Below are 24,292 nucleotides of genomic sequence, written 5' to 3' on the forward strand. Positions count from 1 at the left end.
GCGCCCATTCCGAGTCCGACAGATCCCCCCGCCCCATGTCCGTGGCAACGAGCCGGACCCGAAACGGTCACATGATCCGCCGGACAGGCTCTAGGAGCCGTCGGTGTCGCCGGCGCCCGGGGCGCGGACCGCTCGCAGAGCGCTTTCCATCGCATGACGCAGATGGGCCCGCGCGTCCCCCGCGTCGGCCTTGTTCAGCAGCGCCGAAAGGAACTCCGGGTCCGGATAGCCGCCACCAGAGGAATCCTTCGTGGCCCACAGCTGCGACCAAATGGAGATCATCATTTCGTTGCAGGCTCGCGCCTGCGCGAGCTGTTGCGGACCCTCACCGGTGAAGACATCACGGGCCGAGATCCCCAGCCGGTGCCCCATGGCGACCAGGAACGTCTCCCTCGACGCCGAATCCAGAATCGCCAGCACACGGTCTCGCGCGCTCATTGGTCCATGTCCCAGAAGTCCTCGTCCGTCATCGGCTTGCCCCCACCATAGGATTCGCGGGGCAGCGAGTCCACGTCGTACCCATGTGTTTCCGGGCCGTAGTACCGATGGTGGTTGTAGTGGAATCCGGTCTCGGGATCGGCGTACTGACCGGGGAAGCGGAGCTGGCAGGTGGTGGCGTCGGATGGCGCGGTGAGGGGGGTGCCCCAGAGGGTGGTGGTGCGGGCTTGCCAGGCGACGGAGCCGTCGGGTGTGACCAGGTCGGTGGGGGCGCCGGCCAGGTCGGTGATGATGGCGTGGAACCGGACGTCGTACTCGGAGAGCGGTACGTCGGCGAGAGCGAGGATCGCGTCGGCGTTCCCGGGATGGCCGTCGCGTGTCCGGTGGGTGTAGTCACAGGTCGCGACCGTGCCGTCCGGACTCAGCTGTTCGGCCAGGTGTGTGCCGTCCCAGCTGTCGAGGCCCATGCGCAGGCGCCCGCGAACAAGGCCAGCCGCTCCACCCGTCGGATATCGTCGCACATGAGTGCTCGCGATCCCTCTGTGATTCCCGCTGCACACCCCCTGGCCACGGCTTCTTCGAGGTCGGCCGCCGTGGGCGGAGCGCGAGGGACCGGCGGTGCGCGCCGTGACACGGCACCCGGTTACGCTACGGATCGATCTTGCACTACACGGTTCGGGGCGGGACCGGAGGAAAGGAATTCCATGCACGTGGTGAGCGAGGACGAACTCCACGACGAGTTCTTCCCGTCCATACCCTCCCCCGAGAGCGCCGCCGGCTGGCAGGCACCCACCGAGCTGGAACAGCATCTGTACAAGCTGAGCCGGGCGGACAACGGATACGCCTATCTGCGCACGCTCGCGACCGAGGGGGTGTACTACCCGGTCCGTCTGGACCACGCGCGCGAGGCCGCCGAGGACGAGTATCCGATGCTGACCGTCGACACCTCCGACGGCCGGGTGGTGGCGCAGGTCTACACCGCCGGTGTGCTGCCGCGTCCGCATCCGTACCTCGTCTACGAGTACGCCACGCTCGGAGCCCTCGCCCATGTCGTCCCGGAGCAGGTGGACGTCCTCGCGGTCAACGCGGCCACCCCGTGCGAGCACTTCTTCCTCACCGACGACGAGGAGCGTGAGGTCTGGCTTGACCTGCACCACGAGCTCTTCGAGCCGGACGAGCTGATGGACCGGGTGGTGACCCGACGCACCCGGGTGCCCGAACCCGGCGCGCTGCTGCACGGCCTGGCCTGCGGTGCGCACCTGTGCTTCCGCAACGGCGACGCCTGGAACACCGCGCACTGGCACGGCATGGGTTACCAGGGCGAAGTGACACGCATCTCCCGCGACTGGGGCGTGGACAGCCGGGAGGACTGGCTGCGGACACAGGAAGGGCTCCTGGAGCGCGAGTTGAGCTCCTCGGCCTGGAATGACGTCCTGGGAGCGCGCAATATGCTGCTCGAGGGCGCGAACGGCGCCACCGACCACTGGCGCGACCATGTGGAGGCGTCCCTGCGCGCCGGCGCCCGGCGTTCCCTCACCCCCACCGACGACCCCGACTTCATGAGCATGGTGGCGCGGGCGCGGGATCTGGTGGGCAAGATCCTGCGGTACGAGGCCCGCTTCCGCGCCGACGGCCTGCTGCCACCGGACGGGATCGTACGCTCGGCCGCCGCCTGGGACATCGGCCGAGCGTCCAAGATGGCCCGCTGGGGTCTGGGCGCGCGGTACGCCACCGAGACCGAGGCGCACACGGCGCTGGAACGCGCGTCAAGGCGGGCCCAGGAGATCTACGGCTCATGGGAGGAGTTCTCCGCCGGTTACATCCTCGGGCGGTGTCTCCACTTCGACGAGGAGCACTTCGGCTCCTGGTACACCACCGTCCTGGAGGCGCACCGTGAGCTGACCACCGACCCCGACAGCCCCTGGCTCACGGTGCCGTTCACCACGCCCTGACCCTCTCCCTCCCTCGGCCGTCAGCCCTGGTCGGCCGGTGTACGCACCAGACGGGCGTATGCCTCGGCCAGGGCCCGGGTCACCTTGCCCACGCCGTAGTCATGGCCGTCCACTGCCCGGACCGGCTGTACCTCATAGGCGGTGCCGGTCAGGAACACTTCGTCGGCCTCGGCCAGGACGTCCGGGGTGAGCGGGCGTTCGTGGACCTCGATGTCCAGGTCATGGGCGAGGCCGATGACGGTCTGCCGGGTGATGCCGTCGAGAAAGGTGTCCGGGACGGGCGTGTGCAGGGCACCGTCGATGACGAGGAAGAGATTGGCGCCGGTGGCCTCGGCCAGCAGACCCCGGTGGTCCAGCAGCAGCGCGTCGTCGTGACCGGCCGCCTCGGCCTCGTCCCTGGCCAGCGTGCAGATGTTGTACAGCGACGCGGCCTTCGCCTGCACCGGAGCGGTGTCGGGGGCCGGGCGGCGCCACCGCGACATACCGAGGCTGATGCCCTGGTCCTGGGAGGAACCGGCGAACACCCTGGGCCACTCCCAGGTGGCGATGGCGACGTGCACCCGGGCTCCCGCGCCGGACACGCTCATCTGTTCACTGCCCCGCCATGCCACCGGCCGGACATAGCCGTCCGTGATGTTCTGCCGCCGGACCAGTTCCCGGGTGGCGTCGTCGAGCGCGGACACGGTGAAGGGGATGGCGAAGCCCAGTTCGCGTGCGGAGCTGTGCAGCCGCTCATTGTGTTCGGTGAGTTTGAAGACCGTGCCGCCGTAGACCCGTTGGCCCTCGAAGACACCGCCGCCGTAGTGCAGTCCGTGGGAGAGGACATGGAGCGTGGCCTCGCGCCAGGGAACGAACGCGCCGTCGTACCAGAGGACGCCGTCACGGTCGTCGAAGGGGAGCACGGTCATCACGCACCGCCTTCCGGGGTGTACTCGACGGTGTACTCGACACGGATCGCGGTCTCCAGACCCTGGTGGAACTCCTCGGCCTCGGCGGTCGTGGCGTGCCGGGACAGTACGAAGGCCGGGTATCCGGTGAAGTCCGGGTAGGGGCGCACCACATCGCCCGGGAAGAGCATCTGGACCACATGGTCCACCCGGGGGTCGTCACGCAGCTCCGCAAGACCGTGGACGGCGGCGATCCGGCCCGAACCACCGCACGGCACGATGTAGTTGGCGGCGGCGCCGGTGGCGGCGGGGGTACCGCCGCCGAAGGAGACCGGGGGGAGTCCGGCGGCGATCCGCAGCGCGTCGGCGGCGAAGTCCAGCCCGGTGACGTGCTGGACGATGTACTGGGACACCCCCGAGCCACCGATCCGGGCGCCCAGCTCCAGCAGATAGGGCCGTTCGCCACCGCGCAGCCGCAGCTCGGTGTGGGTGGGGCCGTCGGTGATGCCGAGGGCGGTGTGCGCGGCGACCACCTCGCGCCGGACGGCGTCCTCGACCGCCGGGGGCAGTACGGCGGGCGCGCGGTAGACGCTCTCCTCGAAGTACGGTCCTTCGGGCTCGCCCTTGTAGCCGATGGCGCACACGGTCACCTCACCGCGGTGGGCGAGGGATTCCACCGCGAACTCGGGCCCGTCGAGATACTCCTCCACCACCAGGCCCTCGACCCGGCCGAGTTTGTCCCGGCAGACCTGCCAGACCTCCTCGACCACCGCCTTCAGCCGCTCCGGGCCGTCCGCCTTGGTGACACCGAGGCTGGAGAAGCCATGGGCGGGTTTGACCACCACGGGAAAGTCCAGGTGTGCGGCCGCCTCCCAGCCGCTCGGGTCCTCCAGCCGTACGAAACGGGGCGTGTTGAGCCCGGCCGCGGCCAGCCGGTCCCGCATCACCCGCTTGTCCTGCGCGCCGAGGGCCGCCTCCCGGCCGATACCGGGCAGTCCGAGGAGTTCGGCGGCCTCCGCGACGAACGGCACCGCCGGGTCGTAGAGCGTGCAGATGCCCTGGAACGGAGTGGTCTCATACAGCTTCCGCAGCGTGGCCAGGGCGCCCGCCCGGTCCCGGTCGAGGTCCAGGCGCAGCAGGTCCGTCACGGCCGGGGGCAGCCGGTCCGGTGCCACGTCCTCGTCGGGGCGGGGGACCAGGATCAGCCGGATTCCGGCGCGCTCGGCGCTGTCGAAGACCCAGGGCAGCGTGGTGCGCTGGTACACCAGGACGACGGTGGGAGGTGGTGTGTTCACGAGGTTCCTTGTCCCTGACGGATACCGGACGGCTGATCGGTGTCGGTGGTGGGTTCGACGTCGACGGCGCTTCCGGTCGTGGCGGAGTCGGTCGTGGTGGCGTCGGACGGGGCGCCTTCGGACGGCATGGACCCCGCCGGGGCGGGGTTCGCCGGGCGGGAGCCGCCCACCGTCAGCCATACCCCGGCCGCGCAGGCGACGATCAGGACGAGCACCACCGGACCCGGTGCGCCCGCCCACCCCAGCGACCATTCTCCGAGCCGGATCAGGAAGGGCACGATCAGGGCCACCGCCGAGGTGTACAGCGGTCCCTTGCGCAGGATGAGTTCATGCGAGATCAGGAACACCGGGGCGGTCAGCCCCGCGCCGAGCAGGGCCACCCCACCCCAGTTGGCCGCCGTGACACCGCCCAGCGGGACGAAGAGAACGGTGGCCAGCCCGAGCATCACCGCGCCCGCACCCGTGATGGCGGGGAGCGCCGCCAGCGGTGACACATCGGCCATCCGCTGCCGGTACACATAGCCGTACAGCGCATAGGTGAAGGTGCCGCCCAGGGCCAGCAGTACCCCGGTGAGCAGCGCGCCCGTACCGGCCGCCGCGTCATGTCCCGAGCCGTCCGCCACCGCGTAGCCGCAGGCCGCGGCCACCGCGAGCAGGGTGCCGCACACCTTGCGCACACTGCTGCGCTCGCCGAAGGCGACGAGGCCGATGATGAACGTCACACAGGGCAGCAGCGAGACGATCAGACCCACCCGGGACGCGCCGATCCGGCCGATGCCGAGCAGGGTGCCCGAGTAGTAGGCGAAAAACCCCAGGAACGCCAGCAGCAGATACCCGGACGGGCGGCCGAACGCCGTGCGCACATCCCGCCAGCCACGGGGATGGAGCGCCGCCACCAAGGAGATCGCCAGGAAGCTCGCCGCCGTCCGGCCGGTCGCCACCGCGAGCGCGGGCACCCCGTCCACCAGCCGCGCGGACATCAGCCAGCCCGCGGCGAGCAGCAACACCATCAGCGCCGACAGGGCGGGCACCACCAGGGGCCCGCCCCACCTGCGCGACACGGGACCGCCCGTCACCACTGCGCCATGGCGAACGTCAGCGGCGGCAGCCGGTCCAGCCCCCGCTTGGCGCGCAGCAGTACGCGCTGGTCCTCCGTGAACCGATAGCGCTGCTTGTCCTCCCCGGCGGGAAGATAGCGGCGCACCAGCTCCTTGGCCGTGACCCGGTAGTCGTCGTCGGTGGTGACTTCGGCCTCCAGTTTCTCGACGGTGGTGACATAGTCCCGCAGCGCGGCCACGGTGGCGTCCCGGTCCAGGCGCAGCAGCCCGCCATCCGCCGGGGAACCGGTCAGCGCGCCGTGCTCGCGCAGCCAGGAGAATACGAACACACCGGTGCCGGAGTCGAAATTGCGGGTCGCGTCGTCCGCCTGCGGATAGCGGAAGACCCGCTCCAGGAGGATCATCGCGATCTGCTCCTCGGCGTACGGAACGCCGCCGTCGGCACAGGCCAGCGCGGTCTTGGCATCCACCTTGATCTCTTCGAGCAGCCCCACGAACCAGTTCATCTTCAGTGAGATGTGCTCGTCGAACGGCCACAGCCCCTGGTAGTGCATGGAGTCGTGCAGATAGCCCCACAGGGCGCGGGCCTCGTAACACACCTCCGGGGCCAGACCGGTGGAGGCAGCGGGCACCGAGTCCGGGGTGAGTACGGCCGCGGCCCCGGGCAGTGCGTAGGTCTCGTGGATGGCGCGCATCTTGTTGTAGAAGAACATGGCGTACGGCTGCTCGGTGATCTTGTCATGAGCCGCAACGTTCTCCGGGAAGAACACCAGACAGTTGCCCTGCGCGAAACCGTCGCTGCCGGTGATGAGGATCAGGGCCTGGCAGTTGTTCTTGGGGTGCGGATAGCTGACGGCCAGCTCCGGCAGTGCCGCGGGCTCCTTGCGCAGTGCGAAGAAGCAGTCCAGCCGCTTGCCCACCGGCGGTGCGCTGTTGGTGCTCCGCAGCGGCGCGAGGAAGAACACCACCTCCCCGTCCTCGGGCGGCCGCAGTGCGTCGCGGGACCGGGCGAAGTGCGGCGGGGTGTCCAGTCCGGCGGTCAGCCAGTCGGCCATGTCGTCGCGCAGCGCCTCGGCCTGGTGCCCGAGCCCATGGCGCCGGTACCAGGCGCACGCCTCGTCGGTGATCCGCGTGAGCAGGGCACGATCCTCCGGGGTGGCGTCGGCGACCGTACCGTCATCGGCCTGACGGGACCGGAAGCGGTTGACCCACGGGATGAGCGTGTCCGTGAGCGCCTGGGCCTCGGTCAGCCACCGGGCGTCGAGGGGTGCTTGAGCGGTCACAGCGCCACCCCCGCGGTGAGCGCGGCCCCGGCCTCGGCGTGTGCGAGACCGGCGTCGAGGGCTTCGGCGTCGGCGGGAGCGGTGCCGGCCGGGTCGGGGTCCATGGCCAGCACCTGGTGCACGGTGAAGACCATCGGGACCGGGCCGAAGTCCCGGATGATCCGCAGGCCGTGCCGTTCGGCGGCGGCGACCGTGGTGATACAGCCCTCCACCCTGCCCTCGGCGCAGTCGATGGCGGCCTGCGAGTTGCTCAGCACCTCATGGATCTCCGCCGAAGCGGGCACCAGCCCCCTGGGCGCGGGATGCGAGGCCACGGTGGCCGGGGTGGCCGTCCCCAGGGAGGCGAACACCATGTTGTGTGTCGGCATGACGAAGCTGTCGACCATCCGAAGCCGGTGGAGGTTGCCGAAGACCAGTGTGTGCAGCGCCGGATAGACCGCACAGGCGGTCAACGCGTGCTCCCCGTCCGCCGGGACGGCCTCCAGCGCCGATTCGATCGAGGAGTGCAGCCGCACGGTGCCCTCGACACCTCGCCTGCGCAGCCATTCATGGGAGGCGGCTTCCAGGTTGGTCCCCTGCGGACCGAGTGTGTGCAGATGACGGACCCGATCAGGCCCAGCGTGGACATGCCGCATGATTCCCCCATGGTTTCGGTTGTCTCGGTGCTTCTCGACAGGCGTCCGCACGCGTCATTCTCGGAGCCGAGAGGATCAAAACAGGAGAAAACGCATGGGAACAAGTGTCTACGGTAGATCTTTGCAAATGGCATGGAGTAGGGGCCCATTGACGTCGATAACCAGCCAACAGGGCACCGTTGATCGTGTGAGGGGGACGATGGCTCAGGTCGCAAGCGGCGGGGGAGTTCCGCTGAGGAGGCGCCGCGTGACCCCGGTGGTTTCGGGGTTTCGGGAATAGCCGAAAACCATTGACGTGTGCTCACACCCGTGTGCTGCTGCCCCCTCGGCATCGCCCGTCGCTCATGTCCCGGAGCCGCTCAGCCTCCCGCGGCCCGGACCGTGTGGCTCAGCAGCAGCGCGGTGGTCACCGGCCCGACGCCGCCGGGCACCGGGGTCAGCGCTCCCGCCCTGCCGCTGACGGAGGCGGCGTCGACGTCCCCGGTCAGCCCGCCGTCCTCGGTGGGGTGGGTGCCCACGTCGATCACCACCGCGCCCGGTGCGACATGATCGGCCGTGATCATCCCGGCCCGGCCGACCGCGGCCACCACCACATCCGCCGCCGAGGTGACCGCGGCCAGCCCCCGGGTGCGCGAATGGCAGACGGTGACCGTGGCGTCGGCGTTCAGCAGCAGATGCGCGACGGGCTTCCCGACCACGATCGAACGGCCGACGACGGCGACACGGCGCCCGGCGAGCTCGATCCCGTGGTGCACCAGGACACGCACCACCGCCTCGGCCGTCGCCGGGGCGAACGCGGACAGCCCGGCGGCCAGCCGCCCCAGGGACACCGGGTTGGCCCCGTCCACGTCCTTCTCGAACGCGATGGCCCCGGCCAGCTCCTGGAGCGACGCGCCCGCGGGCAGCGGGGTCTGGAGGATGACGCCGTGCACCCGCTCATCGGCGGACAGCTCCGCCAGCCGCGCCCGGATGGACTCCGGCGCCGCCGTGGCCCCCAGATCGACGATGTCGCAGGCGATGCCCGTCTTCCCGGCCGCCCTGGCGATGGACCGGACGTACCACGCGCTGGCCTCGTCCGCGGTGGCCACCACGACCGCGAGCCGGGGCACCGTACCCGCGGCGGTGAGCGCCGCGGCGCGTTCGGCCGCCCCGGCCCGGATCGTGGCCGACAGCTCCTTGCCGGAGAGCACCGTGGCACTCATACGGCGATCCGCTCACGGACCGCGGCGGTCAGCCGCTCCGCCCGCGCCACCAGGGCGGGGACCCGCGCGGCCGCCGCGGTCAGCTTCCCGTGGACCAACTCGTCCCGTACACCGCCGAGGTTGATCTCGACATTGACCCGGGCCGTGGTGGCCGCGGCCCGCGCGGCCTCCGCCGCGGCGGCCACATCGGTGATGACGTTGCGGTTGCCCACCGGCAGTATCTCCTCGGCCAGTTCGACCACCACCTGGGCCACTTGGATCACCTCCGCCGGTGGCTTGCCCGCACCGGCCAGCGCCCGCGCGATCGCCACCGACCGCGCGCCCTTCGCCTCATCGGTGTCCTTCGGCAGCCGGTACGCCTCGGTCACCGCGGTGAACGCCGCGGCGTCCGCCTCCGCCAGCCGCAGCGCCTCGTCCCGCAACCGGTCCGCCTCGGCCGTGACCCGCTCGATGATGTCCCGGTGCTCGGCGTACCGCTCACCGGTGCTGTAGCGGGCCACCATCCCGACCAGCGCGGCGGCCTGCGCCGCGTGCAGCGCGGCGACCGCTCCGCCGCCGGGCGCCGGTACCCGGGCGGCGAGTTGGGTGAGGAAGTCGCCGATCCTCTCGTCACGCATGAACGCCTCGTCCTCCGTCACCGAACAGCCCACCTGTACGACCCGCTCCGGAATCCTCCCACGACGGCGGGGACCACTCCGCCGGGACGCCGACGGGCGCGCCGCCGGGCCGGGCCCGCGGACTCCCGTACGAGCCGATGCGACGAACCGCACACCGGCACTGGGCGCGGCGGGGTTGACCTGGTACAAAGGCCACTCGATCCAGCACCACCGCAAGACCGAGATGAGGCACCCTCCATGACGACGTGTCGATTCTGCGATGACCCGTCATGCTCCGGCACCGATGAGTGCGAAGGGCGGTCCGTATTCGACCCCCGCACCGACCCGCCTCCCGGCCCGCCCGTCTTCCTGCCGTCGGGTTCGTCGCGGGCCGATCCCGACGCGGTGGCCGCGGCGGTGGCCGCGTTCGACCAGGAGGGGATACCCGGCGCCTCCGGAGCCCAGGGACAGCGGTCCGGCGGCGCACCGGATCCGGGCGGTCGCCCGACCCGCGGTGGCGGCCGGGTGCGGATCGTGGCCGCGGTCCTGGTCGGCGCCACCGTCACCGCCGCCATCCTCTTCTACCCGGACGAGGAGCCACGGCACACCGCCTCGCCCACCCGCGCCGCCACGGCCGTCCCCAGCCTGCCCCGGGCCAGCGTCCCCACGGACGCCGCCTCGCCCACCAGCGGCCGGCCATCGCATTCGGCGAGCCCGTCCGCCACCCGATCCAAGAAGGCCGGACACCACCGCGCCACCCCTCCGGCGTCGAAGTCCCCCGAGGCCACGCCCAGCCGAGCGCCCGGCCGCGCCGCGTACGCCTACGCCTATGTCGGGGTCCGGTCGGGGCTCTGTGTCGATGTGCCGCACCAGGAGGGCACGCAGTTGCGTCTCGCGCCGTGTGCGGCATCGAGCGGCCAGAAGTTCCTCTACACGGCCGCCGGGGAGCTGCGGGTGTACGACGACACCTGTGTGACGGCCACGGGCCAGGAGGGCGACTTGGGGGCGCCGGTCGTCATCACCTCGTGCGGCGGCGGGGACCGCCAGCGGTGGCAGCTCGAGGGCGACGGCACCATACGGCAGCACGGGACCTGTGTCGACGCGTTCAACGGCTACAACGAGCCCGGAACCCCGTTGCAGACATGGGAGTGCGCGGCCTCCACCAACCAGCAGTGGGAGCGGACGAGACCAACGGCCTGACCCCGCCGTCTCCTCGGAGGAGGGTGCCGGAAGGCGAGGTACACGGTGCCGCCGCCCGCCGGCAGAAACAGCGCCGCGCTACACCCGGCAGCGCGTCCGCTCGGACGACGCCTCGACCAGATCGCGGAGTTGGGAGCGGGCGGTCACACCGAGCTTGGGGAAGCTGCGGTAGAGATGCGAACCGACCGTGCGCGGCGAGAGGAAGAGCCGTTCGCCGATCTCACGGTTGCTCAGCCCCTGTGCGGCCAGCCGGATGATGTGCTGTTGCTGCGGGGTCAGGGAGGTCAGCGCGTCCGGAGCGGTGGGGGCGGAGTCGACCCCGGCGGCGCGGAGTTCGGCGTGGGCACGGTCGATCCAGGGGCGGGCGCCGAGACGGCGGAAGGTCTCCAGCGCGGTGTTCAGCTCGGTGCGGGCCTCGGTGACGCGATGGCGGCGGCGCAGCCACTGGGCGCGGTCCAGCAGGATCTGCGCACGTTCGAAGGGCCACTGGACACCGGCCGGGTCGCCGAGCGCCGCGTCGAAGTGCGGCTCGGCCCCCGACGGTTCGAGCAGCGCGCGGGCGCGGTGGAGGAGGATGCGCATCCGTGGGGACGGATCGTCCGCGAGCCGTTCCGCGCTGCGCTCCACGAGGGCACCCGCCTCGGCGCCGTTGCCGGTGCGTACGGCCGCCGCCGCGAGTTCGGCCAGCCCGGCCAGGGAGCACACGTAGTGCACGGGGTCGCCGTCGGCCGTGAACAGCAGCCGGAAGTGTTCGTACGCGCCCACCTGGTCCCCGTCGGCCACCGAGGCCATGCCCAGCGCCCAGCGGGCGCGCACCGCCACCGCGCGGCTGCGGTGCGGGTCGACGAGGGACAGCGCGGCCCCGGCGCCGCCGCGGGCCTCGGCGGTCCGCCCGGTGAGCGCCAGTGCGGCGGCGTCCAACGACCTTACGGCGGCGTCGAGGTGGGGGAGTCCGGCCCCGGCGGAGCCGCTGTTCGCGGCGGCGAGCCGGGCCTGTGCCCAGAGCCCGTGGTCCAGATACGCCCACCCCGCCGAACACCCGAGCCCGGTGGGCAGGGCGCCGCGCAGCCGCAGGCGGTGCAGCGCGTCGTCGAAGATCCGTACCGCCAGCGCGGTCTCGTCCAGCAGCCACGCCATGGCGCCGATCGAGGTGAGCAGTGCGGGGTCGCCGTCCGCCCGCTCCACCAGCGCCGGAATCGCCGCCACCCGCTCCGCCCTGCCCTCGGTCGGGCCGGTCACGGTGAGTGTCCACGGATCGCCCTGCGCCCGCGCCCGTACGGTGCGCCGGTGTTCCTCCTCGCCGGAGTAGAAAGCGGCCACGGACGCCGTGGCGATCGCGATCCGGCGCAGCTGAGGGGTCTCGGCCGCCCGCAGCGACGCGGAGTGTGCCGCGTCGTGCTCGGCGGTCAGCGTGAGCACCTGTCCGACCCGCAGCGACGCCTCCGCCACCAGTGCCGGGTCGTCGGTGAGCGCCCGTGCCCGTGCGGCGAGCTGACGCACCCAGCGCGGCTGCCCGGTGGCGGCCGCCGCACCGGCGGCGGCCACCAGACGGCGGGCGCGGTCGTGGGCGTCGGGGCTCAGCTCGGCGGCGCGTTCCAGTGAGGTGGCGGCCGCGGTGTAGCCGCCGCGCTCGTGAGCCCTGGCCGCGGCCTCCTCCAACGCGGTGGCGATCTCCTCGTCCGGCCCCTCCGCCGCGGCGGCCAGGTGCCAGGCGCGGCGGTCGGGCTCGGCCGTGAGCGATACGGCGAGGTGGCGGTGGGCCTCGCGTCGGGCGGCCAGCGGCACGGAGTGGTACACGGCGGACCGGATGAGCGGATGCCGGAAGCGGGCGCGCCTGCCGTTGCCCGCGCCGCCGGTGATCTTCAGCAGCCCGGCGGCCTCGGCCGGGGCCAGCTCCTCGATCCGGCCCGCCACGGCCCGCTCGTCCGCCGCGACCAACAGCATCGCCTGCCGCGTGGCGTCGGGAAGGGTGTCCAGATCGGCCGCGAAGACCCGCATCAGCCGGTCGGTCGGCGGCAGCAGCTCCTCATCGGTGGTGTCGGTGGCGGTGTCCGTGCCGGGGGCGCCGTACGCGCGGGCCAGTTCCACCAGGGCCAGGGGGTTTCCGGCGGCCTGGTCGAGGACGCGCGACCGGCGGCGGCCGGTGGGCGGCCGCGGCTGATCGTCCAGCAGCAGCCCCGCGGCGGCGGCGTCCAGCGGGCCCAGCGGAAGGGTGGGAAAGCCGGTGAACGGCGCCGGGGCCCCGGCCCCGACGGCCGTGCCGCCACCCGTGAGGTCCCTGGCCCCGGCGAGCACGGCGAGGGGTTCGTCGTGGATACGGCGGGCGGCGAAGGCCAGCGTCTCCAGTGAGCCGGTGTCGACCCACTGCACATCGTCGACGACCACGAGAAGGGGTGAACGGCGGGCGAGATCGGAGAACAGGGAGAGCAGCGCGACGCCGAGCAGCAACCGGTCGGGCGGCCCGGACACGGCTGATGCCCCGATGCCGGTGGTGTCTTCGGCGGCCGCGCCACCCGGGGCCGGGTCCGCCATCCCCATCGCACCCAGCAGCGCCGACCGCTGTCGTGTGGGCAGCCGGGCGGTCTCGTCCAGAACCGGCCGCAGCAACTGGTGCAGCCCTGCGAACGGCAGGTCCGCCTCGCTCTCGCTGCCCGTCAACCGCAGCACCCGGCCCCGGTGCCGGTCGGCCGCGAGTGCGAGCAGCGTGCTCTTGCCCGCGCCCGGTTCTCCCGTCACGATCAGCACACCGCTGGTCAGCCCGAGCACGGCCGCGCTCTCGCTCTCCCGCCCGACCATGGTCACCGTTCGACTCTATCCTGCACCGTGACCCGCTCTGTCCCGCACCGTGACCCGCTCTGTCCCGCACCGTGACCCGCTCTGTCCCGCACCGTGACCCGCGATCCCCGACCCCATACCGACCGCATACCGCAGGTGCAGTCGGATGACTGATACCGCTGCCGTCGGCCAGGACGCAGGCTGGGGTCATGGACACCATCACCCTGGGAAATCTGGAGATCACCCGCATCGTCGAACTGCCCACGAAGGGCCTCGCACGCGATTTTGTCTTCCCCGACGTGGCCATGGAGCACTGGCGCGCGAACGAGGGCTGGCTGGCCCCCCAATTCCTCGACCCCGCCGCCGACGAGATCCGCACCATGATCCAGACCTGGCTGATCCGTGGCGAGGGCCGGACGATCCTGATCGACACCGGCATCGGCAACGGCAGGGAACGGCCCGCCATGCCCGTCTTCCACCACCTGGACACCGACTACATGGCCAATCTGGCCGCGGCCGGGGTCCGTCCCGAGGACGTGGACACGGTGATCTGCACCCATCTGCACGGGGACCACGTCGGCTGGAACACCCACCGGGTCGACGACGCCTGGCGGCCCACCTTCCCCAACGCCGCCTACGTGCTCCCCCGCGCCGACTTCGACTACTGGAACCCGGCGAACGGGCACCGGACCCGCTCGGGCCCCCGGATGGCGAATGTCTTCGAGGACAGCGTCGCCCCCGTCCACGAGGCCGGACAGACCGTGCTGTGGGAGGGCGGCCACCATGACATCGGCGCCGGGCTGCGCATCGAGCCCGCCCCCGGCCATACGCCCGGTTCCTCCGTCGTCTGGCTGCGGTCCGGTACGGACCGGGCGGTGTTCGCGGGCGATCTGCTGCACAGCCCCTTGCAGATCGTCGAGCCGGACTGCTGCCCGCACTTCGACGAGGACGAGGCGGGGTCCCGGGTCTCCCGGCGCCGGGTGCTGGAGGAGGCCGCCGACCGGGGCGCCCTGCTGTTCCCCGCGCACTTCCCCGGCCCGGGCGCGGCCGAGGTGCGGCGTGACGGTTCGCGGTTCGCGGTGAAGGAGTGGGCGGCGTGGCGGTGACGGTGTTCCGCAACATCCCGTACGCGGTCGCGCCGACCGGCGCCGCCCGGTTCGCCGCCCCGATCCCCGTGGACGGCGTACCCGGCGCGGACGGACCCGGACCCACCGCCCCGGCGCCCGAGCGGGGGTTCGCGCTCGATCTGAGCCCTGTCGTCGGACCGGGCTGGATCCGCGGCGACGACTATCTGACCCTCGATGTCCGGACACCCCGGACCGACGGCAGCGCACCGGTGATGGTGTTCGTGCACGGCGGCGGCTTCCTCTCCGGCACCGGCCAGGCGCCGCTGTTCGACGGGACGTCGTTCGCCCGCGACGGGGTGTCCCTGGTGACCCTGAACTACCGCCTCGGCGCACCGGGTTGGATAGATCTGCCGGGCGCGCCGCGCAACCGGGGCCTGCTCGACGTCATCGCGGCGCTGCGGTGGGTGCGTGCGCATATCGCGGAGTACGGCGGGGATCCGGACCGGGTCACGGTGTTCGGACAGTCGGCTGGCGCGATGATCGTCAGCGCGCTGCTGGTCACCCCCGAGGCCGCCGGGCTGTTCCACCGCGCGATCAGTCAGAGCGGCGGCCTGCACACGCTCTCCGGGGAGGAGGCCGCCCAGACCACCCGGGCGCTGGCCGACCGGCTGGGTGTGCCGCCGACGGCCGAGGCGTTCGCGGAAGTCCCCGACGAACGCCTGGTGTCCGCGCTGGCCGAGGTGCCGGGGAGGGGATCGCGGCTGTCCCCGCTGGGGTTGGTGTTGGATGACGTCGGACCGGCGCTTCCGGCGGATGTGCTGGTCGGCACGAACACCGAGGAGTCCCGGCTGTACCAGCGGCCGGAACATGCCGCCGCCGTCGACGCCATGTTCCGCGACGCCCGGGAGCGGTTGGTGTCCCGGTACCCCGGTGCGTACGGCTACGACTTCGACTGGCGCGGCGGCCCGTTCGGCGCCTGCCACACCGCGGAGCTCCCCTTCGTCTTCGACAACACGGCCCTGCCCGCCCTCCGTACGGCGAACGGCCTGCTCGGCCCGGACATCCCGCCCGCGCTCGCGGCGGAGATGCACGGTGCGTGGGTGCGGTTCGCGTCGACGGGAGACCCCGGCTGGTCCGGTACGCACACCTTTCGGTAGCCCCCGGACCGGCGGTCGGCGAGCCGGCGCTACTGCCACGGCTCGCCGACCGCCCCGGGGCCGTCCCGTCCCTTCGGCACGGCCGCCGGTGGCCTACAGGGGGCGTGGCCGGTACGCCTCGATGAGCTTGTCCGTCAGGGCGTTGATGCGGTGGTCCACCGTCTGGCGGCCGGGGTCCTCGTCATACCAGGCGACGATCTCGCGCGCGCCCTGCGAGAACGGGATCCGGGCGGTGAAGTCCGGCACGATGGTGCGGATCTTGGAGTTGTCGAACACCATCGAGTGGGTCTTGTCGCCGAGCAGTTCCTCGCCCCAGCGGCTGTCGGCGGCGGCGATGGCGTCGGAGGGTATGTGCACCAGACGCGGTTCGACACCCGCGGCCTCGGCCATGGTCAGGTAGATCTGATTCCAGGTCAGCGCTTCGTCGCCGGTGATGTGGAAGGTGTCGCCGATGGTCTCCCGGTGGCCCAGGAGTCCGGTGAACGCGCGGGCGAAGTCGGTGTGATGGGTGAGTGTCCACAGCGAGGTGCCGTCGCCGTGCACCATGACCTCCTGCCCGCGCCGCATCCGGTCCACCACCGTCCAGCCACCGTCGAAGGGGACCGCGGTGCGGTCGTAGGTGTGGGACGGGCGGACGACGGTGACGGGGAAACCCCGCTCGCGGTAGGCCCGGGTCAGCCGCTCCTCACAGAGGATCTTGTTCCGGGCGTAGGCCGAGAACGGGTTGCGCAGCGGGGTGGACTCGACGATCGGCAGTCGGCTGGGCGGGGTCTGGTACGTGGCCGCCGAGCTGATGAAGACGTACTGGCCGGTGCGTCCGGTGAACAGGTCGATATCGGCCTGCACATGGTCGGTGGTGAAGTTCAGGAAGTTCACCACGACGTCGAAGTCATGCCCGTGCACGGCGGCGCGTACGGACTCCGGGTCGCGCGCGTCGGCGGTGAGGGTGTGCGCACCGCTCGGCACGCCCCGGAGCGAGGAGCTGTTGCGGTTGAGCAGATACAGGTCGGCACCGAGCTCGGCGGCCCGCTGGGCGCAGGCCGAGCTGATGACACCGGTACCGCCGATGAAAAGGACTTTGAGAGCGTTCACTGTCGTTCCCGTCGGGCTTCTGTCGGGTCAGGGGTGCGGTGGGGGGGAGAGGGGCGGCGCCCGTAGGGTCATTCCCCGGGGAAGCGGTTGCCGACGGCCCCGCGGATCTCGTCGAGCGTGCGCATGATGCGGAGCGTCTCGTCGAGCGGCATCAGAGCGGACTCCGTACGGCCTTCCGACACACAGCGCGCCACCTCCGCGGCCTCGAAGCACAGCCCGCCGTCGAGCCGGGGCGGGGTGAAGACGTCCAGCACCTCGTTCTTCCGGTCGATGAGACGTACCGAGGTGGGCGCGTAGAAGTCGCCGTCGAGCTCCAGACGGGCCCGGGTGCCCGCGATGGACGCCCTGGTGGGCGTGCGCGCGAAGAGCGTGGTGTTCAGCAGCGCGTGGGCTCCCGCGCCGTTGGTGACGACGATGGACACCTGCCCGTCCACACCGGTGAAGGCCGGGGTGCCGACGGCGGACACCGTGGCGAACTCGCCGAGCACCATCGACGCGAACGACACCGGGTAGATGCCCAGGTCGAGGAGGGCGCCACCGGCGAGCTCCGGTGCGAAGAGCCGGTGGGCCGCGTCCGGCTCCATGTACTGCCCGTGGTCGGCCACGACCGTCCGGATCTCGCCGAGGGCACCGGAGTCGAGCACCTGGCGGACCACGTCGATATGCGGCAGGAAGCGCGTCCACATCGCCTCCATGAGGAAGACGCCCCGCTGCCGCGCCGCGGCGATCAGCCGCTCCGCCTCGTCCGCGTTACGCGTGAACGCCTTCTCCACCAGCACATGTTTGCCCGCCTCGATGGCGCGCAGCGCATGGGTGAAGTGCTCGGAGTGCGGCGAGGCGACGTAGACCGCCTCCACATCGCTGTCCTCGAGCAGGACGTCGTAACCGCCATACGCGTTCGGTATGTCAAAACGGGAGGCGAAGGCGCGGGCCCGCTCGATGTCGCGTGAGGCCACCGAGACAATGCGCTGTGCCGTGTGGCTCCGCACCGCGCTGACGAATGAGGACGCAATACCGCCGGGCGCGATGACACCCCAGTTGATACTAGGGACTTTCATCGGGTCGGGGGTCCGTGGCAGCGGCAGCGACCGATCACGCGATTCATCGCGGCCTTGTTCATCGGTCGTGAGAAGACTCGTCACGGGCCCAACCCTTCTGAAGTAAAGGAAATCACCGGTGATGCGGTGCGCATACACGCTCTCCGGTACCGGCGATGTTCACCCAATCCGATTTCTCCTCGCTGACGCAAGCCCCTTCCACACGCTGGGACCGGATCAGCTCCGGATCAGCTTCACGGCGAGTGCGTAGACCTCGTCGCGGCTGCGGCCGCCGTGGTCCGCGGCCAGGAAGTGATTGCCGACCACGAGCGAGAAGGAGAGCATGCAGCGCGCCTCGACCTCGTCCTCGTCGCTGTAGCGCTCGCGGAACAGGGAGCGCAGATAGTCCATGCGCCGGTTGTCGACGCGCCGCAGCCGGTCCGCGACCGCCTGGTCCCGCCGGGCCCAGTCGCGGACCGCGAGGTCGATCCCCAGCAGCCGGTCGCCGGAGGCCAGCGCACCCGCCTTCCGCATCCTGGCCTCGGTGTCGCCGCCCTCCTGCTCGACGCGCGCGAGCAGCTCGTCGACGCTTTCCCGCTCCCAGGTGTCGAGCATTTCCTCCAGCAGGGCGCTCCGGTCGGCGAAGTACCCGTAAAAGCCGCCCTTGGTGACTCCGAGGGATTTCGCCAGGGCTTCGACGCGGACCGCGTCGGGACCGCCGTCGGCGAGTGCCCGCAGACCGGTCTCGATCCATTTCACGCGCGGCGTTCGGGTTTCGGCACCCATGGCTCTTCCTGCCCCTGTCCCTGATGGTCGGCGTCCGGCGGTGCCGCCAGGCGCCGCCGAGTACTATACGGTAGCGTATATATGGCGTCGACGGAGACCCCAGGCGGCCGCCGATGGCGCCGACCACGGCTTCATCCGCTGATATCTGCCTGCCGATATCTGCCCAAGGAGAACAGCGTGAAAGCATGTCTCGTGGCATTCCACTATCCGCGGCCTTCGCACCGGGAAGAATTCATCGGCCGCGTCCATCGCGTCGCCGAGGTTTTTCGGGACTCCCCGGGATGTCTGTCGGCCGAGTGCTGGGTGAACGAGGACGCGGTGGTGTCGACGGTGCGATGCGAATCCGCGGAAGCGCTGGATTCGGCGCTTTCCGCGGTGATGGCGAAGGCGGAGGCGGACATCGTTTTCGATGAACGTGAAGCGCGCCCCCGCGAGGTGTTCCAGCTGATGTCGCCTTGAAGGCGCCCGCCCCCGCTCGGCGTCGAGCCGGCCGGTGGTGCTCGGCCCGCCGAGCACCACCGGCCGACTCCACGACGTGCCGGGGCCGGTCTCCCGTCAGGACGACAGGGCGGCCCCCGCACGGCTCACAGTGGCGTGCCGCGCCCGCGGTGCGATCCGGCCGCGCAGGGCGACCACGGTCAGCAGGGCCAGCGCCGTACCGCCCAGGGGCACCGTGAAGGCGGCGCTCGCGCCGAGGCCGTCGGCCAGCTGTCCGGCCACCGTCACCGCCGTGGCCTGGCCCAGCGCCACCGAGCCGGTCAGCCAGGTGAACGCCTCGGTCCGCGCCGTGGCCGGGACCAGTGGCTCGACCAGGGTGTATCCGGTGATCAGCGCGGGTGCGATGCACAGGCCGACCAACAGCCCGAGCCCGCCAAGCGCCAGCGGGGCGTGCACCGCCCACAGGGCCGAGCAGGTCAGCGCCAGCGCGGCGTAGGAGCCAAGCAGTCGCCGTTGCGGCGAGGTGCGCCACGCGATGGCCCCGCAGGCCACGCCCGCGAGCATGTTGCCCGCGGCGAAGATCCCGTAGAGCATACCGTTCAGACCCGGTTCACCCAGCTCCTGGGTGAAGGCCGTCAGCGCCACCTGCATACCGCCGAAGACCGAGCCGATCCCCAGGAACGCCACGGCGAGGACCCGTACCCCCGGCACCGACAGGGCCGAGGCGCGCCGCTCACGGGCGCCCTGCGCGGCCGCGTCGACGGGCGGTGCGGTACGGCGCTGGGCCGCGAAGAGCAGCCCGCCCGACAGGGTCAGCGCCGCCTCCGCGATCAGCCCGGAGGCGGGATGCACCCCGGTGCTCAGGGCGGTCGCCAGCACCGGGCCGATGACGAACGTCAGCTCGTCCGTCACCGACTCGAACGCCGCCGCCGTCGCCAGCAGCGGACTGCGGCGGCCGCCCGGCCCGGATCCGTCCCCGAGCGTGGCCGCCCAGCGGGCCCGCACCATGGGGCCGACCTGCGGAACGGAGGCGCCCGTCGGCACCGCGGCGGCGACCAGCGCCCACAGCGGGGCGTGTCCCAGTGCGAGCGCCGTCAGCAGCGCGGCGGACGCCGCGTGGATCAGTACCCCCGGCACCAGGACCGCGCGCTGTCCGTACCGGTCGGCCAACTTGCCGCCCTGCGGGGCGAAGAGCGCCATCGAGACACCGGTGACCGCGGCCACCGCACCGGCCACGCCGTACGAGCCGGTGGTGTGGCGCACCAGGAGCACGATGCTGATCGTGAGCATCGCGAACGGCTGCCGGGCGGCGAAGCCGGGCAGCAGGAACGTCCACGCGCCGGGTGTGCGCAGCAGCTGCCCGTAGCCGGGGCGCTTGACGGGTTCGGGCGTGTCGGCGGGCTCGGGCCGCCGGACAGGAGGGGTGGTGGAGACCGCGGTTGCCACGGCCATTCCCTTTCTGCCGCCTGGTAGCGCACCCGAGCGTCGCCGCGGAGTGCGCCGAGAGCTGTCCTCTCGCGCAGGACCGGGGTAGATACCGGGTCCGCGCCGAAAGGGGGCAGAAGGACCGCGGCCGCCGAGCGGTCGCGCCAGCTCTGCATCAGGCAGAGTGGTGTGTTGCTTGCCGCCACATAGTACCGGGAATCCCATGCCCGACCTGCGGCGTATCCGGGCCGGGGGAGCACCTGTGACGGTTCTCACCGGTTCCCACCTTCCGAGGTGGGGCGTGACATCGCACGACGAACGGCCCGCAGGCGCGCGCCGTGCCACACTCATCGGGTGAGCCGATCACTCGATCACGGCACGGACGAGTCATCAGGAGCGCTCCGCGGACGGGTCGCCGTCGTCGCGGGAGCGACCCGGGGCGCCGGACGCGGTATCGCCGCCGCCCTGGGCGAGGCCGGGGCGACCGTCATCTGCACCGGACGCAGCAGTGTGACCGGCACCGGCGGATCGGACTACGACCGGCCCGAGACCATCGAGGAGACCGCCGAACTGGTGACCCGGCTCGGCGGTAGCGGGATCGCCGTCCGGACCGACCACCTCGACCCCGAGCAGGTGCACCGGCTGGCCGCGCTCGTCCGCCGCGACCACGGCACCATCGATGTGCTGGTCAACAACGTCTGGGGTGCCGAGCGGCTCAAGGGCGGCCCCGCCGACTGGAACACCCCGATCTGGAACCACCGTCTCGACGACGGGCTGCGTATCGTCCGGCTCGGCCTCGAAACACACCTCATCACCTCGCACCATCTGCTGCCGTTGCTGATCGAGAGGCCGGGTGGGCTGCTGGTCGAGGTGACCGACGGCACCGCCGCGTACAACGCCGAGCGGTACCGCATCTCGGTCTTCTACGACCTGGTGAAGAGCTCCGTGAACCGGCTGGCCTTCTCCCAGGGCCATGAGCTGGCGCCGTACGGAGCCACCGCGGTCGCGCTGACACCCGGCTGGCTGCGCTCGGAGATGATGCTCGACAACTACGGTGTGACGGAGGCGAATTGGCGTGACGCGCTCGCTCCCGACCGGGGTGAGGGCCGGCCGACCGCACCCGCGGCCTTCGCCTCCTCCGAGTCACCGCGCTATGTCGGCCGGGCCGTCGCCGCGCTGGCCGCGGACACCGAACGGGCCAGGTGGAACCAGCGGTCGGTGAGCTCCGCCCAACTCGCCCGGGAGTACGGCTTCACCGACGTCGACGGGGCCCGGCCCGATGTCTGGGACGCGCCCTGACCGGCTCCCCCGGTGCCCATCCGGACCCGCGGTCTCAGCGCGCCACGGCGGCCCGGGCCACCGCGAGCGTCTGCTCGGCGTAGCCACGGCCGAAGAGCACGGTGTGCACCAGGAGCGGGAAGAGCTGGTGCACACCGACCCGGTCCCGCCAGCCGTCGGCCAGCGGCGCCGCCTCCTGGTAGCCGTCCAGCACCCGGTCCAGCAGCGGGCAGCCGAACAGCTGGAGCATCGCCAGATCGGTCTCCCGGTGACCGCCGTGCGCGGCCGGGTCGATCAGCCAGACCTGCCCGTCGGCACCCCACAGCACATTGCCGTTCCACAGATCGCCGTGCAGCCGGGCGGGCGGTTCGGCCGGGCCCGCCAGTTCCGGCAGTCGCCCACAGACCCGTTCGACGACGTCGGCCTCGGCGGAGCGCACCGTGCCGTCGTCGACCGCGCGGCGCAGATACGGCAGCACCCGGTGCTCGGCGTACCAGCGCGGCCAGTCCTCGCCCGCCACATTGCGCATGGACGCGAGCCCGATATGCGCGTCCTCGGGGCCGTCGGGCGGCGGTGCGCCGAACGCGGACGCGCCGGAGGCGTGCAGGGCGGCCAGATCGCGGCCGAACCGCACCGCGGCCCCGGCGCTCGGCGGGCCGGTCGGGACCCGTTCGGTGACCAGCCAGCGGTGGTCGTGTCCGTACACCACCGGGACGCGGACCGTACCGGTGTCGGCCAGCCAGCGCAGCCCCGCCGCCTCGGCCCGTACCGCGTCAGGGGCGTCACCGCGCTTGACCATGGCCAACTGCCCATCGCCCAGCGCGACTTCGGCGAGCGCGCCCGACAGCGGACGCTCGGTGGTCACCCGGCGGCCGGTGAGACGCGCCGCGGCCGCACCCGGGCCTTCGGCGTCCCCCGCCGTCGTACGGGCGATCATGCGGCACGCCGCTCGCGCACCCGGGCGAGTGGTCCGGGCACCGAGGCCCGGCGCGGGTGCCCGGCGGCGACCCGCGCGGCGGAGGGCGACCGGCGGATGCTCCCGGTGCGGACGAAACAGAGGTGCACGGGCACCAGGGTAGGGCGACCGCGCCGTCCGCCACGACAGGGCCGTCCGCCACGACAGGAAGGGCCGTAGCACTTCGGCCACAATGGAAGGGGATCCGCCGCCCGCGGCGGCCGTCCGACGGTCGGCGAGGGCGCCACACGGAGGCGGTGACCGACTGATGTGCGCACGTGTCAGCCCCGGTGCACAGCACCCTGGGCCCGGCGCGACGGGCCACTACGGCGAGGATGTGTTCCCGCCCGGGCAGAGCGGCGAGGACGAACGGATCGACCTCGGCGCGCTCGCGTACGACTCCCTCACCCTGGCCCGCCTGCGTGAGCTGGGCGCGGGTCCGGGGTGGCGCTGTCTCGACGTGGGCGCCGGGACCGGGACCGTGGCCCAGCGGCTGCTGAGCGAGCAGAGTGTCGACTCCGTGCTCGCCGTCGACCGCGATATCCGCTTCCTCGCCGCCCACCCGGTACCCGGGCTCGAGGTCAGGGAGGCGGATATCACCGCACCGGATTTCGACCCGGGCCGATTCCATCTGGTCCACGCCCGGTTCGTCCTGATGCACCTGCCGTCATGGCGTCGGCTGATCGGCAAGTTCGCACAACTGCTGCTGCCCGGCGGGGTGCTGGTGCTCTCCGACGCCATCGACCTGACCACCGCGACCGCGCCCGTGACGCCGTACACCAAGGTCATGCGCGCCATGTGGCAGGGACTCCGCGCAACCATCGGTACCGATATCTCCTGGGTCCCCGAATACCCGCAGCTGCTGCGTATCGCCGGACTCACCTCCGTCGCCGCCGAGATCCAGGTGCCACCCCTGCTCCCGAACAGCCCCATCAGCCGTTTCTGGGCGGAGACCTGGAACCGGGCCAGGGAGGCGATCGTGGCCACCGGACGGGTGGACGACGCCGAGGTCGACATGGCCATCCGCTCACTCGACTCATCCGACTGCGCCGCGCTGTCCGCGGGAATGATCACGGCTTGGGGCGCCAGACCCCTGGAGGCCGCACCATGAGCCCCACCGCCCACCACGCGGAACTCGAGCGCGTCTGGGACCTGCACACCAGCAGTGAGTTCGAGACCCGCGACGTCGACGCCACCATGTCCACGATGACCGACGCCCCCGAGGTGCTCCATGTGCCGACGGCCATGGGTGCCCGTGGCCGGGAGGCGGTACGCGACTTCTACAGCAGGTGGTTCATCGGCCATGTCCCCGCGGACTTCGCCATCGCACCGCTGACCCGCACCACCGGCGAGGACCGCATCGTGGATGAGATGTTCGTGTCCTTCACCCATGACTCCGACGTCCCGTGGATCCTGCCCGGCATCGCCCCCAGCGGCCGCCCCGTCGGCATCGCGGCCGTCGCCGTGGTGTCCTTCGACGGCACCCGGATCTCCGGTGAACGCATTTACTGGGACCAGGCGTCCGTACTGGCCCAGACCGGCCTGCTCGACCCGGCGGCCACCACCTCCACCCCGCTCCCCTTCATCGTCGACGAGCGCGCCACGCTGGGCGACGGCCCCCTCAACGGCCTGCTGAACCCTGGCTCATGACCGGCGCGGTTCCGCGCTGCGGCACCGCGCCCCCGAGGGTGCCAAGGGGACGTTTGTTGCTCGTGGTTCCGGTGGCGTTCACCGAA

23 protein-coding genes are annotated in these 24,292 nt (G+C 71.8%); 8 read left to right on the top strand and 15 right to left on the bottom strand.

The window, feature by feature from the left end:
* Nucleotides 1-90: 90 nt before the first annotated feature.
* Nucleotides 91-420 carry a hypothetical protein gene (locus tag AB0C66_RS31370; protein ID WP_362446240.1) on the bottom strand — a complete coding sequence of 110 codons (330 nt, stop codon included), beginning with the start codon at nt 418-420 and terminating at the stop codon, nt 91-93.
* A gap of 14 nt (nt 421-434) precedes the next feature.
* Nucleotides 435-905: an RHS repeat-associated core domain-containing protein gene (locus AB0C66_RS31375; RefSeq protein WP_362446243.1), complete on the bottom strand. Its 471-nt coding sequence runs from the start codon at nt 903-905 to the stop codon at nt 435-437.
* A gap of 237 nt (nt 906-1,142) precedes the next feature.
* Here AB0C66_RS31375 and AB0C66_RS31380 point away from each other — a divergent pair, with 237 nt between their 5' ends.
* On the top strand, nt 1,143-2,390 hold the full coding sequence (locus tag AB0C66_RS31380) for a DUF1266 domain-containing protein (RefSeq protein ID WP_362446246.1): 1,248 nt from the start codon (nt 1,143-1,145) through the stop codon (nt 2,388-2,390).
* 20 nt (nt 2,391-2,410) lie between these two features.
* Here the strand turns inward: AB0C66_RS31380 and AB0C66_RS31385 are convergent, their stop codons facing one another.
* The 7 genes from AB0C66_RS31385 to AB0C66_RS31415 all read right to left on the bottom strand — a co-directional run bounded on the left by AB0C66_RS31385 (nt 2,411) and on the right by AB0C66_RS31415 (nt 9,367).
* Nucleotides 2,411-3,298 (bottom strand): branched-chain amino acid aminotransferase, encoded by an 888-nt coding sequence (locus tag AB0C66_RS31385; RefSeq protein ID WP_362446249.1) that lies wholly within the window; start codon nt 3,296-3,298, stop codon nt 2,411-2,413.
* Complete coding sequence (locus tag AB0C66_RS31390) at nt 3,298-4,572, bottom strand: ATP-grasp domain-containing protein (protein ID WP_362446252.1); 1,275 nt, start codon at nt 4,570-4,572, stop codon at nt 3,298-3,300. Before AB0C66_RS31390 ends, AB0C66_RS31385 begins: the two co-directional genes overlap by 1 nt.
* Nucleotides 4,569-5,633, bottom strand: coding sequence for a DMT family transporter (locus AB0C66_RS31395; protein WP_362446255.1), 1,065 nt, complete (start codon nt 5,631-5,633; stop codon nt 4,569-4,571). Before AB0C66_RS31395 ends, AB0C66_RS31390 begins: the two co-directional genes overlap by 4 nt.
* Nucleotides 5,634-5,644: 11 nt before the next feature.
* The gene (locus AB0C66_RS31400; protein ID WP_362446257.1) at nt 5,645-6,913 is read right to left on the bottom strand and encodes a DUF6421 family protein; all 1,269 of its coding nucleotides are present in this window, start codon (nt 6,911-6,913) and stop codon (nt 5,645-5,647) included.
* Entirely contained in the window at nt 6,910-7,548 is a 639-nt protein-coding gene (locus AB0C66_RS31405; RefSeq protein ID WP_362446260.1) for a bacilysin biosynthesis protein BacA, read from the bottom strand. Before AB0C66_RS31405 ends, AB0C66_RS31400 begins: the two co-directional genes overlap by 4 nt.
* 359 nt (nt 7,549-7,907) lie before the next feature.
* On the bottom strand, nt 7,908-8,750 hold the full coding sequence (locus AB0C66_RS31410; RefSeq protein WP_362446263.1) for a bifunctional 5,10-methylenetetrahydrofolate dehydrogenase/5,10-methenyltetrahydrofolate cyclohydrolase: 843 nt from the start codon (nt 8,748-8,750) through the stop codon (nt 7,908-7,910).
* Nucleotides 8,747-9,367 carry a cyclodeaminase/cyclohydrolase family protein gene (locus AB0C66_RS31415; protein ID WP_362446266.1) on the bottom strand — a complete coding sequence of 207 codons (621 nt, stop codon included), beginning with the start codon at nt 9,365-9,367 and terminating at the stop codon, nt 8,747-8,749. Before AB0C66_RS31415 ends, AB0C66_RS31410 begins: the two co-directional genes overlap by 4 nt.
* 237 nt (nt 9,368-9,604) lie before the next feature.
* Between AB0C66_RS31415 and AB0C66_RS31420 the strand changes: the two genes are divergently transcribed.
* Entirely contained in the window at nt 9,605-10,546 is a 942-nt protein-coding gene (locus AB0C66_RS31420) for an RICIN domain-containing protein (protein ID WP_362446269.1), read from the top strand.
* Between the two features lie 78 nt (nt 10,547-10,624).
* Here AB0C66_RS31420 and AB0C66_RS31425 read toward each other — a convergent pair whose 3' ends face one another.
* A complete protein-coding gene (locus AB0C66_RS31425; protein WP_362446631.1) occupies nt 10,625-13,342 on the bottom strand; it encodes an AAA family ATPase in 2,718 nt (905 codons plus the stop codon).
* A 188-nt stretch (nt 13,343-13,530) separates the two neighbouring features.
* On the opposite strand from AB0C66_RS31425, the gene AB0C66_RS31430 reads away from it, so the two are divergent.
* A complete protein-coding gene (locus tag AB0C66_RS31430; protein WP_362446272.1) occupies nt 13,531-14,427 on the top strand; it encodes an MBL fold metallo-hydrolase in 897 nt (298 codons plus the stop codon).
* Nucleotides 14,418-15,545, top strand: a complete 1,128-nt coding sequence (locus tag AB0C66_RS31435) for a carboxylesterase family protein (RefSeq protein WP_362446275.1) — start codon at nt 14,418-14,420, stop codon at nt 15,543-15,545. The genes AB0C66_RS31430 and AB0C66_RS31435 overlap by 10 nt, the downstream gene beginning before the upstream one ends.
* A gap of 93 nt (nt 15,546-15,638) precedes the next feature.
* Here AB0C66_RS31435 and AB0C66_RS31440 read toward each other — a convergent pair whose 3' ends face one another.
* The 3 genes from AB0C66_RS31440 to AB0C66_RS31450 form a co-directional block, all read right to left on the bottom strand.
* Nucleotides 15,639-16,637 (bottom strand): NAD-dependent epimerase/dehydratase family protein, encoded by a 999-nt coding sequence (locus AB0C66_RS31440; protein WP_362446278.1) that lies wholly within the window; start codon nt 16,635-16,637, stop codon nt 15,639-15,641.
* A gap of 68 nt (nt 16,638-16,705) precedes the next feature.
* Complete coding sequence (locus tag AB0C66_RS31445; protein WP_362446281.1) at nt 16,706-17,695, bottom strand: Gfo/Idh/MocA family oxidoreductase; 990 nt, start codon at nt 17,693-17,695, stop codon at nt 16,706-16,708.
* Between the two features lie 216 nt (nt 17,696-17,911).
* Entirely contained in the window at nt 17,912-18,460 is a 549-nt protein-coding gene (locus AB0C66_RS31450) for a helix-turn-helix domain-containing protein (protein ID WP_362446284.1), read from the bottom strand.
* Between the two features lie 177 nt (nt 18,461-18,637).
* Here AB0C66_RS31450 and AB0C66_RS31455 point away from each other — a divergent pair, with 177 nt between their 5' ends.
* Entirely contained in the window at nt 18,638-18,919 is a 282-nt protein-coding gene (locus AB0C66_RS31455; protein WP_362446287.1) for an antibiotic biosynthesis monooxygenase, read from the top strand.
* A 96-nt stretch (nt 18,920-19,015) separates the two neighbouring features.
* Here the strand turns inward: AB0C66_RS31455 and AB0C66_RS31460 are convergent, their stop codons facing one another.
* Nucleotides 19,016-20,350 carry an MFS transporter gene (locus tag AB0C66_RS31460; RefSeq protein ID WP_362446290.1) on the bottom strand — a complete coding sequence of 445 codons (1,335 nt, stop codon included), beginning with the start codon at nt 20,348-20,350 and terminating at the stop codon, nt 19,016-19,018.
* A gap of 327 nt (nt 20,351-20,677) precedes the next feature.
* Between AB0C66_RS31460 and AB0C66_RS31465 the strand changes: the two genes are divergently transcribed.
* Entirely contained in the window at nt 20,678-21,622 is a 945-nt protein-coding gene (locus AB0C66_RS31465) for an SDR family oxidoreductase (RefSeq protein WP_362446293.1), read from the top strand.
* Between the two features lie 34 nt (nt 21,623-21,656).
* Here AB0C66_RS31465 and AB0C66_RS31470 read toward each other — a convergent pair whose 3' ends face one another.
* Entirely contained in the window at nt 21,657-22,538 is an 882-nt protein-coding gene (locus AB0C66_RS31470; protein WP_362446296.1) for a fructosamine kinase family protein, read from the bottom strand.
* 286 nt (nt 22,539-22,824) lie between these two features.
* Here AB0C66_RS31470 and AB0C66_RS31475 point away from each other — a divergent pair, with 286 nt between their 5' ends.
* Entirely contained in the window at nt 22,825-23,667 is an 843-nt protein-coding gene (locus AB0C66_RS31475) for a class I SAM-dependent methyltransferase (protein WP_362446299.1), read from the top strand.
* Nucleotides 23,664-24,206, top strand: a complete 543-nt coding sequence (locus AB0C66_RS31480; protein ID WP_362446302.1) for an ester cyclase — start codon at nt 23,664-23,666, stop codon at nt 24,204-24,206. The genes AB0C66_RS31475 and AB0C66_RS31480 overlap by 4 nt, the downstream gene beginning before the upstream one ends.
* The last annotated feature ends 86 nt before the right edge of the window (nt 24,207-24,292 follow it).

It is taken from the genome of Streptomyces sp. NPDC048636, from assembly GCF_040650655.1.
In the GTDB taxonomy this organism is placed as follows: Bacteria; Actinomycetota; Actinomycetes; order Streptomycetales; family Streptomycetaceae; genus Streptomyces.